The sequence below is a fragment of the Pseudomonas sp. NFPP07 genome, assembly GCF_900115645.1.
GTDB classification, from domain to species: Bacteria; Pseudomonadota; Gammaproteobacteria; order Pseudomonadales; family Pseudomonadaceae; genus Aquipseudomonas; species Aquipseudomonas chlororaphis.
The window spans coordinates 814,172-827,224 of record NZ_FOXG01000001.1; the positions used below are offsets into that span (position 1 = coordinate 814,172).

The following is a 13,053-nucleotide window of genomic DNA, read 5'->3' on the forward strand; positions in this document are numbered from 1 at the left end:
GATGTTTGACCATGGCCAACGACACTCTCAAAACCGCTTCCGTTCTCGCCTTCGAGCGCAAGCTCGACCCTTCTGACGCGCTGTTCCATGCCGGTAGCTGGCAATCTCCTGAACACTGGACGCCTGTCGCGATCCGCGAGAAGTCGGTGCGCGGCACCATCTCCAATCGCTTGAAAGCCAAGGACCAGGATCCCGCCAAGCTGGATGCGGCCATCGAAAGCCCCAATCTGCAGACCGTTGACGTGGCCGCCCTGCCTCATGACAGCGATACCTTGCGCGTCAGTTTTACCCTGCGCGTGCTGGGTGGGACCGGCCAGCCATCCGCCTGCAACGACTTCGACTACCGGCAGAAACTGCTCGCCACGGTGAAAAGCTACGTGGATGCCAACGGTTTCGCTGAACTGGCCCGACGCTACGCACATAACCTGGCCAACGGTCGCTTTCTGTGGCGCAACCGTATCGGTGCCGAACAGGTGGAAGTCCAGGTGGCTCATCTGGTCGACGGCCAGGCAGCCACTCAATGGACATTCGATGGGCTGGCCCTGTCCCTGCGTGACTTCAATGCTGCCCCTGAAAGTGCACAGCACCTGGCCGAGTTGACGCAGTTGATCGCCAGCGGCCTGGCAGGCGAGCAACATGTCCTGCTGGGTATCACCGCCTATGTCCGCATGGGGGCCGGCCAGGAAGTGTTCCCCTCGCAGGAACTGATCCTGGATCGCGGTCGTGGCGACAAAAGCAAAACCTTGTATGACGTAGAGGGGGTGGCCGGCATCCATTCGCAAAAAATCGGTAACGCTATCCGCAGCATCGATACCTGGTACCAGGAAGCCGGGATCAATGGCCCGATCGCCGTGGAACCCTACGGCTCGGTCACGACCCAGGGCAAAGCCTATCGGCAGCCACGCAAGACCAACGATGACTTCTACACATTGCTTGACGGCTGGGTCCTGAAAGACAAGGTGCCCGAGCTGGAACAGCAGCACTACGTCATCGCTACCCTGATCCGCGGTGGGGTCTTCGGTGAGGCGGGTTGAACCATGGACCACTACATCGACCTGAAACTGCTCCCCGACCCTGAGTTCGCGGCGACACAGCTGATGAGTGCCTTGCTGGCCAAATTGCACAGAGGCCTGCATGACCTGCGCCGCGACGACATCGGCATCAGTTTCCCTGGCATCGAACGCTCGGGTCATAGTCTCGGTTCACACCTGCGCCTGCATGGTAGTCCTCAAGCGTTGGCAAGCCTGTTGGCGCTGAACTGGCTGACGGGCATGCGCGATCACGTGCAACTGGGCGAGCCCTGTGCGGTGCCCAGCCAGGTGCAATACCGACATGTCAGCCGTGTGCAGATAGACAGCAACCCCGAGCGTGCTCGTCGACGCCTGGTCAAGCGTCACGGGATTAGCGAAGAAGAAGCCCGTCAACGGATTCCCGACCACGCCGCAAAACGCTGCGACCTGCCCTTCGCCAACCTGCGCAGCCACAGCAATGGCCAGACCTTCCGCCTGTTCATTCGCCACGGCCCACTGCTCGATACACCGCAGCCAGGCAGTTTTGGCAGCTATGGTCTGAGCACGACGGCAACCATCCCCTGGTTCTGACCCTCTTTTTTTCATCTGACAAAGCCCCTTGTAAAATCAATGAGTTACAGGGGGCCTCGAAAAAAGCATGTAAACCTGGTTTTGAAGGGTTTTCTCTTTAAGAACGTGGGGTTATGGAGGGAGGGGTCTACTTCACTGCCGTGTAGGCAGCTTAGAAAACAACAGAGAGCCGGTTTGGTCGCCTTCAACGCTTCACTGCCGTGTAGGCAGCTTAGAAAACAGAGTCCGGAAACCCAGTCTGTTGCTCAGCCTTCACTGCCGTGTAGGCAGCTTAGAAATTAGCCAGCGCTTCAATGCCGCCGTTCTCTACCTTCACTGCCGTGTAGGCAGCTTAGAAACAAACAAACGGTTCCACTGCGCGTTCCTCCTACTTCACTGCCGTGTAGGCAGCTTAGAAAAACGGGAGGGCCGCTCGTCAGCGCCCGATTGATCTTCACTGCCGTGTAGGCAGCTTAGAAAATAGGGATACATATCCAGTTCGTCGAGGGTGTCTTCACTGCCGTGTTGGCAGCTTAGAAAATGTCATCGCGAGAAATCGCAGAGCTGACCGGCTTCACTGCCGTGTAGGCAGCTTAGAAATTCTCCACCTGGCCGTAGTAATTCTGGCGCTCCTTCACTGCCGTGTAGGCAGCTTAGAAAAAACGCATTGTTCAGCCCCATCACCGGGTCGACTTCACTGCCGTGTAGGCAGCTTAGAAATTCCAGGCCCCGCCCGCGCCAGCGGCGAGCAGCTTCACTGCCGTGTAGGCAGCTTAGAAATTTTCACTTCTGCCACCGATGCGGTGGCAGCGCTTCACTACCGTGTAGGCAGCTTAGAAAGTGGTGGCCACTCGTACCGACTACTTGCTGTCCTTCACTGCCGTGTAGGCAGTCTCTCCCCATCTCAGCCAGTTCAAACAACTCGCTCTCAACACCTTCTCGACCATCCCCCAATCCAACATCCGGAATTTTCATACTGACCCCCGCACTTTATTTCGTTTGCGGCCCCACCCCGCTCTTGGCTTAGATAGCCCGCATGTTCCAGGCAGACAGAGCCCTTAGCCCATGAGCAGCGAAAGCATCAGCCAGTCGATTTCCATCGTTCACCCCATCCGCCTGAGCCACGGCAGGAATGCCGAGGTATGGGACGAGAATGGCAAGCGCTACATCGATTTCGTCGGTGGGATCGGCGTGCTCAACCTGGGGCATTGTCATCCGCGGGTGGTGGTGGCGATCCAGCAGCAGGCCACCCGGCTGACCCACTACGCGTTCAACGCGGCGCCCCATGGGCCCTATGTGGAGTTCATGGAACGGCTGGCGCGCTTCGTGCCCTTGAGTTACCCGGTCAGCGGCATGCTCACCAACAGCGGCGCGGAGGCGGCTGAGAACGCCTTGAAGATCGTGCGGGGCGCCACCGGGCGCACCGCGGTGATCGCCTTCGATGGCGGTTTCCATGGCCGCACCCTGGCCACCCTCAACCTCAATGGCAAGGTCGCGCCCTACAAGCAGAAGATCGGCGTGCTGCCCGGCCCGGTGTATCACCTGCCCTACCCGAGCGCGGACAACGGCGTGACCTGCGAGGAGGCGCTGAAGGCCATGGACCGGCTGTTCAGCGTGGAGATCGACGTCGCCGAAGTGGCCTGCTTCATTGTCGAGCCGGTGCAGGGCGAGGCCGGTTTCCTGGCCCTGGACGTCGAGTTCGCCCGTGCCCTGCGACGCTTCTGCGATGAACAAGGCATCCTGCTGATCGCCGATGAAATCCAGTCCGGCTTCGGCCGCACCGGCCAGCGGTTCGCCTTCTCGCGGTTGGGGATCGAACCGGACCTGGTCCTGCTGGGCAAAAGCATCGGCGGCGGTGTGCCGCTGGGCGCGGTGCTCGGGCGCAAGGCGCTGCTGGACAACCTGCCCAAGGGCGGCCTGGGCGGCACCTATTCCGGCAACCCCATCGCCTGCGCGGCAGCCCTGGCGACCCTGGACGAGATGAGCGACCACAACCTGCAAACCTGGGGCGAACGCCAGGAGCAGGCCATCGTCAGCCGCTACCAGCGCTGGCGGGCCGAGCGCCTGACACCTTATCTAGGGCGCCTGACCGGGGTCGGCGCCATGCGTGGCATCGAGCTGGTCAAGGCCGACGGCTCGCCGGCCCCGGAGCAACTGAGCGCACTGCTCAGCGCCGCGCGGGACGCCGGCCTGCTGTTGATGCCCAGCGGCAAGTCGCGGCACATCATCCGCCTGCTGGCGCCGCTGACCATTGAACCGCAGGTGCTGGAAGAAGGGCTGGATATTCTCGAGGGCTGCCTGGCGCGGTTGGCATGACACCACGCGTTTGCACAAAAGCCGCTCGCCATGGACACTGGCCCGCCTCATGCCATCGACAAGGAAGTGCAACATGACGTGTCCCAGCTACAGAGAGCGGCCCACGGCCGCCAGCCCAGGAGTCTTCGGCCGCGGCGAGCAAGCCTCGTGAAACAGTACATTCCCTTTGTGCTGGTCTACCTGCTGCTGACGCCGCTGTATTACTGGATGAAGCCTTACCCGCTGAGGAAGTGGACAGGCCTGGCCCTGGGCCTCGCCGGGCTGCTGTGGATTCTGTTCCTGCCGCCCATGCTGGGCGAGATCGATGCCGGGCTGATTGCCGTGGCGCTGGTGGCCATGGGCAGCTCGCTGTTTTTCAGCCGGCGCCGCTACCAGGACCACACCTGAGGCGCCGCGCTACAAGCCGAATACCCGCCGCGCATTGCCCTGCAGGAACTTGTCCCGCACCGGCTCCGGCAGCTCCAGGGCCTGGACCTGCTGCATGCATTTGGCGAACGGCAGCTGCGGGAAATTACTGCCGAACAACACCTTGTCCTGTCCGTAGGTGCGCATGAAATGCAGCAGCTGCGGCGGGTAATAGGCCGGCAGGTAGGCCGAAGTGTCGATGTAGATATTGTCGTGCTTCCAGGCCAGGCCGATCATCTCGTCGGTCCAGGGGTGGCCGATGTGCCCGGCGACGATTTGCAGTTCCGGGAAGTCCAGCGCCACCTCATCCAGATAAGGCACCGGCCGCCCGGTTTCCGAAGGCATCAGCGGGCCCGTGTGGCCGACCTGGGTGCAGAAGGGAATGCCCAGCTCCACGCACTTGGCGTACAGCGGGTAGTACAGGCGGTGGTTGGGCGGCAGTTTCCACAGCCAGGGCACGATGCGCAGGGCCTTGCAGCCCAGCTCGTCCACCGCCCGCTCCAGCTCGGCCAGCGCCGCCATCGGCCGGCTCAGGTCCACCGTGGCCACGCCGACGAAGCGCTCGGGATAGGCGCGGGTGAACGCGGAGATTTCATCGTTGCTGAACACCCAGCGCTCCGGCCGGCACCAGGCCGCCAGCATCAGCTTCTCGACCCCGGCCTGGTCCATCAGCTCGACGGTCTGCTCGATGCTCAGCGGCTGGTCCAGCAAGTGCGCCGAACCGGATTTCTCGAACAGCCGCGCCACTTCCGGCAACAACTGCCGCGCCCGGCCGTTGGCCGGTTGCGCCCATGCGTCGATAGCACCCTTCATTGACCTATCCCCTCTGCTGACGGTGATCCAGGCGACGAAGGGCTCAGGCTACGTCCGCGCCACTGCAGCGACAATGTTCGCAGCGCTCGGCGGCATTGACCGATCCGCCCAGGCTCGACTCCCGCCCTTGACCTTGTTCCGCCTCCCTCTTTTCCCCTTCTGCGCCCTCGGACCGACCAGCGGTTTCAAGCGCGCATTTTGCAGGCATCGTCGTTGATCGAGCCGAAAACGAACTTCTAGAAACAGAACGAGCTGAAACGTATCAGCTTCAGCAAAAACAGCAAATATGCATAAATGCAAATTTATTCTTGACCCAAAAAACCGCCTCGCTTAAGGTGAAATTGCTGTATGCACATACAGTATTTTTTGATGAACATTTATGTGAATCCATTCACGGACGAGGTATTACCTATGAAAAGCAACACTGAAAAATTCGGCAAAACACCCCATCAACCCAGCCTCTGGACTCGCGCCGATGCGCTGAAAGTCCATGCGGACGATCCCACCACGACCCAGCCACTGGTCAGTGCGGATTTCCCGGTACTGAGCAACGAGGTGTTCATCTGGGACACCATGCCGCTGCGCGACCTGGACGGTAACGTGACCTCCGTCGACGGCTGGTCGGTGATCTTCACCCTGACCGCGGATCGTCATCCGAACGACCCGCAGTACATCGACGAAAACGGCAACTACGACATCACCCGCGACTGGAACGACCGCCACGGCCGGGCAAAGATGTACTACTGGTTTTCCCGTACCGGCAAGGACTGGGAACTGGGTGGCCGGGTGATGGCCGAAGGGGTTTCGCCCACGGCTCGCGAATGGGCCGGCACGCCGATCCTGTTGAACGAACAGGGTGAAGTGGACCTGTACTACACCGCCGTCACGCCGGGTGCGACCATCGTCAAGGTGCGCGGCCGGGTAGTGACCACCGAGCATGGCGTCAGCATGGTCGGTTTCGAGAAGGTCAAGCCGCTGTTCGAGGCCGACGGCAAGATGTACCAGACCGAAGCGCAGAACCCCTTCTGGGGCTTCCGCGATCCATGGCCGTTCCGCGACCCCAACGACGGCAAGCTGTACATGCTGTTCGAAGGCAACGTGGCCGGCGAGCGCGGCTCGCACAAAGTGGGCGAAGCAGAAATCGGCGACGTGCCGCCAGGTTATGAAGACGTCGGCAACTCCCGTTTCCAGACCGCCTGTGTCGGTATCGCCGTGGCCCGTGACGAAGACGGCGACGACTGGGAAATGCTGCCGCCGCTGCTGACCGCGGTCGGCGTCAACGACCAGACCGAACGCCCGCACTTCGTGTTCCAGGACGGCAAGTACTACCTGTTCACCATCAGCCACACCTTCACCTATGCCGACGGCGTGACCGGGCCGGACGGGGTGTACGGTTTTGTCGCCGACTCGCTGTTCGGTCCCTACGTGCCGTTGAACGGTTCCGGCCTGGTGCTGGGCAACCCGTCCTCCCAGCCGTTCCAGACCTACTCGCACTGTGTGATGCCCAACGGCCTGGTGACCTCCTTTATCGACAGCGTACCGACCGACGAAAGCGGCACGCAGATTCGTATCGGCGGTACCGAAGCACCGACGGTCGGGATCAAGATCAAAGGGCAACAGACCTTCGTGGTGGCCGAGTACGACTACGGTTACATCCCGCCGATGCTCGATGTAACGCTCAAGTAATAGCGACACAGGGCGTTCAGGCAGCGGGTTCGAGTTCGATGAAGAACCCGTTATGGATATGAATCGAGGTATCCCGCCTGGCTCACTGCGACTTTGCTCAGGAGCTTCATTGAACAATGCGTAGTACCGACCCTTCGGAACTGGCTACACGGATGTAGCCAGTTCTGCTCCTTTCCTTCTTGCTTGCCCCCTGGCCAGCATTGCTCCCCCTCCCACCCAGGCTTGGCTCTCGCTCTTGACCTGGCGCCATACCCGGGCCCCTTCCTCTTTCCGCGACGGCGCTCCAGCGAAAACCGCGTGGCCATCAGAAATACCCCACCAAGGTTAACTGGCGAGTGCTCGATACACAGCACCGGCTCAAGCGTCCCCCAATGGCTGGCGGGAAGCCATCGGGGATTTCAGCGAGCGCCAGGTCCACAGCGCGCCGCACAGGTCCGGCAAGGCCAGCAGCAACAGCACCGGCGACACCAGCCCGGCGGCGACGAAGGCGGCAAAAAACACCGGCACCGACAGACGGATCACCACCGTCAGGGCCATGAACTCGCGCCGCTCGGTGTAGCCGGCCCAGACGTAATAGACGCCCAGGTACAAGGCCAACTGGCCCATCACCCGGATCCACACCTCATCAGTCAGGGCGAAGCCGAACAACGGCAACAACAGGTTCGGCGCCAGCACCAACGCGGCGCCCAGCACCAACATGTACAGGCCGAACACAAACACGCTCTTGCCCGGATGGCTCATGGTTTCACTCCTTGGGGTGCGATGTGAGGCGATAGACCTCGGCGTCGAAATAACGGGTCTGCTGGCGGAACTGCCAGCTGAACCCCGGCCACAGGGCGACGTTGCGCCCGCTGTCGGGGTCCATGTACCAGCTCTGGCAACGGCCGACGCTCCATACCGCGCCGCGCAGCCGGTGGCGCAGGCCCTGGTTGAAGCGCGCCTGGGCCTGCGGATCGACATCGACGCTGGTCACGCCCAGGCGTTGCAGGGTGTCCAGAGCGCCGAGGATGTAGGCGATCTGCGACTCGATCATGTAGACGATGGAGTTGTGCCCCAGGCCGGTGTTGGGCCCCATCAACAGGAACAGATTGGGAAAGCCGCTGACCGTGGTGCCCTTGTAGGCTTCGCTGCCCTGCTGCCAGGTGTTGACTATGTCCACCCCGCCACGCCCGAGGATCATCCCCGCCGGGAACGGCGTGCGCGCCTTGAAGCCGGTGCCGAAGATCAACGCGTCCAGGGCATGGCGCTGGCCGTCGACGGTGATCAGCGCGTCCTCGGTGACTTCACGGATGCCGCTGGTGACCAGCCGGGTATTGGCCTGGGCCAGGGCCGGAAAATAATCGTTGGACAGCAGGATGCGCTTGCAGCCGATGGCGTAGTCCGGGGTCAGGCGCCGGCGCAGTTCCGGGTCCTTGACCTGGCGCCGCAGCAGGTTGAGCGCCAGCCATTTGTGCAGGGCCATCAGCCGCGGGTTGAACACGAAGCCCAATACCCGGGTTTCATGGGCGGTGTAGATCAGCCCGCGCAACAGCCGCTGCACCGCGGGAAAACGCCGCAGCAGACGCTGGGCAGTCGTGGAAAACACCCGGTCCGGCTTGGGGATGATCCACGGTGGCGTGCGCTGGAACACCGCCAGGCTGGCCACCTGCGGCTGGATCTGCGGCACGAACTGGATCGCCGAGGCGCCGGTGCCGATCACCCCCACCCGCTTGCCGGCCAGGACGTAGTCATGGTCCCAATGCTGGGAATGAAAGATCCGGCCCTTGAAGCGCTCAAGCCCCGGCAGTCGGGGATAGTCCGGGGTCGACAAGGCCCCGGTGCCGGCCACCACCACCTGGGCAAAACGCACGCCGCCACGGGCATCCGTCACCTGCCACAGGGCGCGCTCTTCCAGCCAGCGCAGGCCGGTGACCGCGGTGTTGAAGCGGCAATGTTGCAGCACCTGATACTTGCCGGCGCAGCGCCGCAGGTAGTCGCGGATCTCCGGCTGCGGCGAAAAGCGCCGCGACCAGTCGGGGTTGGGCTCGAAGGAAAACGAATAGAGGTGGGAAGGAATATCGCAGGCACAGCCGGGGTACTGATTGACCCACCAGGTGCCGCCGACGCCGGCTTCCTGTTCGAGGATCAGGAAGTCCTGTTCGCCGCGCTGGCGCAGGTTGATCGCCATGCCGATGCCGGAGAAGCCGGCGCCGATGATCACGACCCGATAGACCCGCGCGGGGTCGGCCTGCTCCTGAAGTAGCGCACTCATGTTCCTGACTCCTGGCGGCACAAACGCCGGGCGAAACCGCCCGCAGCGCATGCACGGCTGTTCATTCCGAAGTTCTGTGGATCGAGGGTGGGCCGCTCACCGGCCCTGGCGGTTAGGTTGACGTTGCGTGCAGCCTGCTGGTCCGGTGCGCCAGGTTCTCCAGCGCCTGCGGGTCGAGCTCGGCGGCAATCACCAGGGCCTGTCGGCGCAGGGTCTGCAGGGGCGTGCGGCGGCCGAACAGGCCGGTGAAGTGCATGAACATGCGCAGGCCGAAACCCAGCCCATCGCCCCTTTGCCGCGGCACCAGGTGCAGGTGGGCGTGGGGAATGTGCTGGTTGGTGGCCTTGCCGTCGTTGACGATCAGGTGCGTGCCTTCCACACCGAAGCCGGCACGCCGCTGGGCGGCGAGCAAGGTATCGAACACCTGGTACAGGTGCTGGCGGATGACCGTGGGCAGTTGCTCGAGTTTTTCCACATGGGCCAGCGGGATCAGCAGCAAGTGCCCCTGCCCCAGCGGATGCACATCCATGAAGGCCATGCAGTGGGTGTCGCGATAGACCAGGGCACTGGGCAATTCGCCGGCCGCGATCTGGCAGAAAATACAGGTCATCCGTGAATCCTCGGTGGGTGGCGCTCCTTCGGGCGCTGTAAATGTAGCTCACGCCGCTCGCCGAGGTTCGGCGCAAGTTGTTACCGGACGTCGCGCGAACATCCGCGCCAGCAGCCAGCGGTCGCGCAAATAGGGCTTGTTGTCCAGCAGCGCCGCCAGCCGCGGCAGGTTGACGAAGGGCACGCCGGGGTAGATGTGATGCTCGACGTGGTAATTGATATTGGCCCACAGCAGGCCGATCAGCCGGTCGCTGACGGTCACGGTGTTCTTCGCCAGGTCCAGGCGCTGCGGGTCGCCAACCGCCAGGGTGGCCATGGGGAAGTGCTCGTAGCCTCGGGAAATCGGGTTGATCACCAGCGCCAGCAACAGCAGCGGCACGATGAAAATCAGTACGAATTGCAGCATCAGCCCCTGGCTGTAGCACCAGGCGCCGATCGCCGCCAGCGACAGCAGATTGAACGCCAGCTCGCGCAGCACCCGGTTGCGCACCGCCTTGCCGTAGCGCACCAGGGAAAAGTAGATGAAGCGCGGCACGAACACGGCGATGCGCAGGAACATCCACTTCACCCCGCCGGTGTAGTTCCAGTCGTCGGGGTCCTTGTCCGGGTCGCCCAGGTAGCGGTGATGGTATTTGTGGCACTCGGTGAAGGAGGAAAACGGGAACACGATGAACCAGGCCATGAAGCGCCCGACCCACAGGTTCAGCGCCGCCGAACGAAAGCCGCTGGCATGCCCGCAATCGTGTTGCAGCACGGTGAAGGCATGCAGCTGGTTGCCCAGCACCAGCACCGCCAGCGCCAGGCCCCAGGGGTTGTCGCCGAGCAGGATGTACAGCGCCGCCGCGCACCAGACCAGCACATGCAGCACCGACCAGAGCACGAACTTCAGCGGCTGCGGCTGCATCAGTGCCTGCAGTTGGGCCTGGCGCTCGCGGTCGACCCGCAGTTCGGCGCGCTTGGCCAGCCGCAGTTCGTCCTCGGTGGCGTGGTGGGTTGAATGATTCATGAATTGACCTTCCTCTGTCTGTATCGCTAATCGACTTGCAGGCGCACGTCGTCCGTCAATGGATAGCCCACGCACAACAGTGCCTGGCCCCGGTTCAGTTCGTCCGCCGACAGCCCATGGTCCTCGCGCATGCGTACCTGCCCCGCCAGCCGGGTGCAGACGCAGGCCGTGCAGAAACCGCTGCGGCAGGAAAACGGTGGCTGCACGCCGCTGGCCAGGGCCGCGTCGAGCAGGGTCTGGCCCGGGGCGACCGTGAAGCTGAACGCCTGGCCCTGCATCAGCAGTTCCACGCGTTTCTCCGTGTCGCCGCTGGCCACTGGCGCCTTGGCCGGGGTGAAACGCTCCTGGTGCACGCTTTCCGGGGCGATACCCAGAGCCTCCAGGGCGGCGGTCACCTCGTCCATCATGCCGCTGGGGCCGCAGCTGTAGTATTCGCGGGCTTGCGGGCCGGGCAGCGCGCCGAGAATGTCGATCACCCGCTGCCGGGTCAGGCGCCCTTCGTGGGCCCCCGGGGTGTCCGGCCGCGACAGCACATGCACCAGCTGCAAACGCTCGCCGAAGGTCTGGCGCAGCTGGTCGAGCTTGTCGCGAAAGATCACCGACTCCTGATTGCGGTTGCCATAGATCAGCGACACCTGGGCATCCGGCTCGAAGTGCAGCGCCGACTTGAGGATCGAGAAGATCGGCGTGATCCCGCTGCCCGCCGCCAGCAGCACCAGGTGCCGCCCCCGGCCCGGCTGCGGGGCGAAGGTGAAGCGGCCATGGGTGCCGAGGGTCTGCACCGCGTCGCCGGCGCTCAGTTCCTGCACCAGGCGGTTGGAAACCTTGCCGCCGGCCACGCGCTTGACGGTGATCGACAGGGTCTTGTCCAGCCCCGGCGTGCTGCTGATGGAATAGGCGCGGCAACCCTTGGCGCCGTCGACGTCGACCTCCAGGGTCAGGTACTGCCCGGCGCTGTAGCGGACTTTGCGCAGCAGCGGCTGCTTGAGGTGAATGGTCACCGCATCGTCGGTTTCCCGTTCGATGGCGGCGACTTTCAAGGTCAGGGGACGGTTCATGGCTGGCCCAGGGCGCTGTGCGCGGGGGTGGGTTCGTCGGCGTTGCGCGGTGTGGCGAGGCGCCGTTGATGGGCATGTTCATGGGCCGCGATGGGCGCCGGCAGCACCCGGAATTGCAGCAGGCGGACTTTCTCTGCGTGGTCCAGCGGCTGCCACCAGTCGAGCTTGTCCGCCAGCGCATCGAAGCGGCGCAGCATCAGCAGTACGAACAGGCCGAATACGCTGAGGTCGCGAAACACCATGGAACCCGCGGCCGCCAGTTCCGGCTTGAGCCGCTCGAACAGCACCGGGCTCTCCGACCAGTGGCCGACGGACCAGTGATGGTGGCAGGCGTGGTAACCCTCGTTGAGGATATTCACCGGTGTTTCCAGCAGGGTCACGGTGTTGTACATCCAGTCCTTGGGGTCTTGCTGGCCACCGTAGAAAGCGTGCTGGCTCCAGTGGATGACGCCCATCAGGAAGTTGCTCGCGCACCAGGGCACCAGCATGTAGAACACCGCGATCGGCAGGCTGTAGCACGCCAGCGCGACGAACAGCCCGACATGCACCAGGTTGCCCATGACCATGGCCCGGGCCTGGCTGCGCTTGTGTTTGCTCTTGAAGTACAGCCAGGGCGAAACCATGAACTGCTGGTACATCACCTCGCGCACCATGTACACGGCGAAATCCCAGGCACTGGCATGGTCGTAGCGCGCGGTGGCGTAGACATCCAGCGGCCCGGCGTTTTCCCGGTGATGTTGTTGCAGGTGCGCCGCCGCATGGGGGATCAGGCCCATGGGAATGGCGAAGAACATGTACAGGAAGGAATTGCCGACCCAGCGATCGAGCAGGCTCGAACGCTTGAAGATGCCACCGGGCACATGGCCTTCCTGATGCATGGCGCTGAAGGAGCGGACAAAGCCGCGAATGTTCGGCCCATAGACGAAGGCGTAGAACAGCAGCACCAGCAGCCAGGAGATTTCCTTGAGCCACAGCTGGGCAATGAACACCGGCCCGGCGGTCAGGCCCAGGCTGATGGCGGCGGCCAGGATCGGCTCGTCCCGCGGATCCTTGAGCAAGCGGTCGGCCAAGGGCTGCAACAGCCGGTGATATCTCGTCACCAGCCAGCCGCCCAGGGCCTTCATTCCCGGCAGCCACGACAACACCCGGCGCCCGGCCTGCAAGGTGCACGACAAGGCCAAAATCACGACGATGGCCGCGGTGTTGAACACCAGCAGCAGACTGAACAGCGGAACAGCCAGGCAGTGAAACCCGCGACCGACATTGGCCGGGCGCGGCGGATAGAGAAAATCGCTACTCATGCTTCTACTCCATTAGGCATGTTGCCGA

At 63.1% G+C, this 13,053-nt stretch carries 12 protein-coding genes and 1 CRISPR repeat array; of the genes, 5 read left to right on the top strand and 7 right to left on the bottom strand.

The window, feature by feature from the left end; genetic code table 11:
• The first annotated feature begins 11 nt into the window (after positions 1-11).
• From csy3 to BM019_RS03855, 4 genes are all read left to right on the top strand, one after another.
• Positions 12-1,034, top strand: coding sequence for a type I-F CRISPR-associated protein Csy3 (gene csy3 / locus BM019_RS03840; protein ID WP_092417653.1), 1,023 nt, complete (start codon positions 12-14; stop codon positions 1,032-1,034).
• Positions 1,035-1,037: 3 nt separating this feature from the next.
• Complete coding sequence (gene cas6f / locus BM019_RS03845; RefSeq protein ID WP_092417654.1) at positions 1,038-1,601, top strand: type I-F CRISPR-associated endoribonuclease Cas6/Csy4; 564 nt, start codon at positions 1,038-1,040, stop codon at positions 1,599-1,601.
• Between the two features lie 130 nt (positions 1,602-1,731).
• A CRISPR array of direct repeats spans positions 1,732-2,480; the repeat unit is 28 nt; unit sequence CTTCACTGCCGTGTAGGCAGCTTAGAAA.
• Positions 2,481-2,645: 165 nt separating this feature from the next.
• Entirely contained in the window at positions 2,646-3,896 is a 1,251-nt protein-coding gene (locus tag BM019_RS03850; protein ID WP_092417655.1) for a 2-aminoadipate transaminase, read from the top strand.
• A gap of 147 nt (positions 3,897-4,043) precedes the next feature.
• Positions 4,044-4,283, top strand: coding sequence for a hypothetical protein (locus tag BM019_RS03855; protein ID WP_092417656.1), 240 nt, complete (start codon positions 4,044-4,046; stop codon positions 4,281-4,283).
• 9 nt (positions 4,284-4,292) lie between these two features.
• Here the strand turns inward: BM019_RS03855 and BM019_RS03860 are convergent, their stop codons facing one another.
• Positions 4,293-5,114: an amidohydrolase family protein gene (locus BM019_RS03860; protein WP_092417657.1), complete on the bottom strand. Its 822-nt coding sequence runs from the start codon at positions 5,112-5,114 to the stop codon at positions 4,293-4,295.
• A 411-nt stretch (positions 5,115-5,525) separates the two neighbouring features.
• On the opposite strand from BM019_RS03860, the gene BM019_RS03865 reads away from it, so the two are divergent.
• Positions 5,526-6,800: a glycoside hydrolase family 68 protein gene (locus BM019_RS03865; protein WP_009045472.1), complete on the top strand. Its 1,275-nt coding sequence runs from the start codon at positions 5,526-5,528 to the stop codon at positions 6,798-6,800.
• 357 nt (positions 6,801-7,157) lie between these two features.
• Here BM019_RS03865 and BM019_RS03870 read toward each other — a convergent pair whose 3' ends face one another.
• The 6 genes from BM019_RS03870 to BM019_RS03895 form a co-directional block, all read right to left on the bottom strand.
• Entirely contained in the window at positions 7,158-7,541 is a 384-nt protein-coding gene (locus BM019_RS03870; protein ID WP_092417658.1) for a hypothetical protein, read from the bottom strand.
• A gap of 4 nt (positions 7,542-7,545) precedes the next feature.
• Positions 7,546-9,051 carry a flavin-containing monooxygenase gene (locus tag BM019_RS03875; protein WP_092417659.1) on the bottom strand — a complete coding sequence of 502 codons (1,506 nt, stop codon included), beginning with the start codon at positions 9,049-9,051 and terminating at the stop codon, positions 7,546-7,548.
• Positions 9,052-9,163: 112 nt separating this feature from the next.
• Positions 9,164-9,661 carry an HIT family protein gene (locus tag BM019_RS03880; protein WP_009045475.1) on the bottom strand — a complete coding sequence of 166 codons (498 nt, stop codon included), beginning with the start codon at positions 9,659-9,661 and terminating at the stop codon, positions 9,164-9,166.
• Between the two features lie 48 nt (positions 9,662-9,709).
• A complete protein-coding gene (locus tag BM019_RS03885) occupies positions 9,710-10,666 on the bottom strand; it encodes a fatty acid desaturase family protein (protein WP_092417660.1) in 957 nt (318 codons plus the stop codon).
• Between the two features lie 26 nt (positions 10,667-10,692).
• Positions 10,693-11,724: a ferredoxin--NADP reductase gene (locus tag BM019_RS03890; protein ID WP_092417661.1), complete on the bottom strand. Its 1,032-nt coding sequence runs from the start codon at positions 11,722-11,724 to the stop codon at positions 10,693-10,695.
• A complete protein-coding gene (locus tag BM019_RS03895) occupies positions 11,721-13,025 on the bottom strand; it encodes a fatty acid desaturase (RefSeq protein ID WP_092417662.1) in 1,305 nt (434 codons plus the stop codon). Before BM019_RS03895 ends, BM019_RS03890 begins: the two co-directional genes overlap by 4 nt.
• Positions 13,026-13,053: the final 28 nt, after the last annotated feature.

Excerpts from the sequence above, each read along its gene's own strand:
- BM019_RS03865 (WP_009045472.1), top strand. The coding sequence starts at position 5,526 with ATGAAAAGCAACACTGAAAAATTCGGCAAAACACCCCATCAACCCAGC.
- cas6f (WP_092417654.1), top strand. The coding sequence starts at position 1,038 with ATGGACCACTACATCGACCTGAAACTGCTCCCCGACCCTGAGTTCGCG.
- BM019_RS03870 (WP_092417658.1), bottom strand. The coding sequence starts at position 7,541 with ATGAGCCATCCGGGCAAGAGCGTGTTTGTGTTCGGCCTGTACATGTTG.
- BM019_RS03875 (WP_092417659.1), bottom strand. The coding sequence starts at position 9,051 with ATGAGTGCGCTACTTCAGGAGCAGGCCGACCCCGCGCGGGTCTATCGG.
- BM019_RS03895 (WP_092417662.1), bottom strand. The coding sequence starts at position 13,025 with ATGAGTAGCGATTTTCTCTATCCGCCGCGCCCGGCCAATGTCGGTCGC.
- BM019_RS03860 (WP_092417657.1), bottom strand. The coding sequence starts at position 5,114 with ATGAAGGGTGCTATCGACGCATGGGCGCAACCGGCCAACGGCCGGGCG.
- BM019_RS03880 (WP_009045475.1), bottom strand. The coding sequence starts at position 9,661 with ATGACCTGTATTTTCTGCCAGATCGCGGCCGGCGAATTGCCCAGTGCC.
- BM019_RS03885 (WP_092417660.1), bottom strand. The coding sequence starts at position 10,666 with ATGAATCATTCAACCCACCACGCCACCGAGGACGAACTGCGGCTGGCC.
- BM019_RS03850 (WP_092417655.1), top strand. The coding sequence starts at position 2,646 with ATGAGCAGCGAAAGCATCAGCCAGTCGATTTCCATCGTTCACCCCATC.
- csy3 (WP_092417653.1), top strand. The coding sequence starts at position 12 with ATGGCCAACGACACTCTCAAAACCGCTTCCGTTCTCGCCTTCGAGCGC.
- BM019_RS03890 (WP_092417661.1), bottom strand. The coding sequence starts at position 11,724 with ATGAACCGTCCCCTGACCTTGAAAGTCGCCGCCATCGAACGGGAAACC.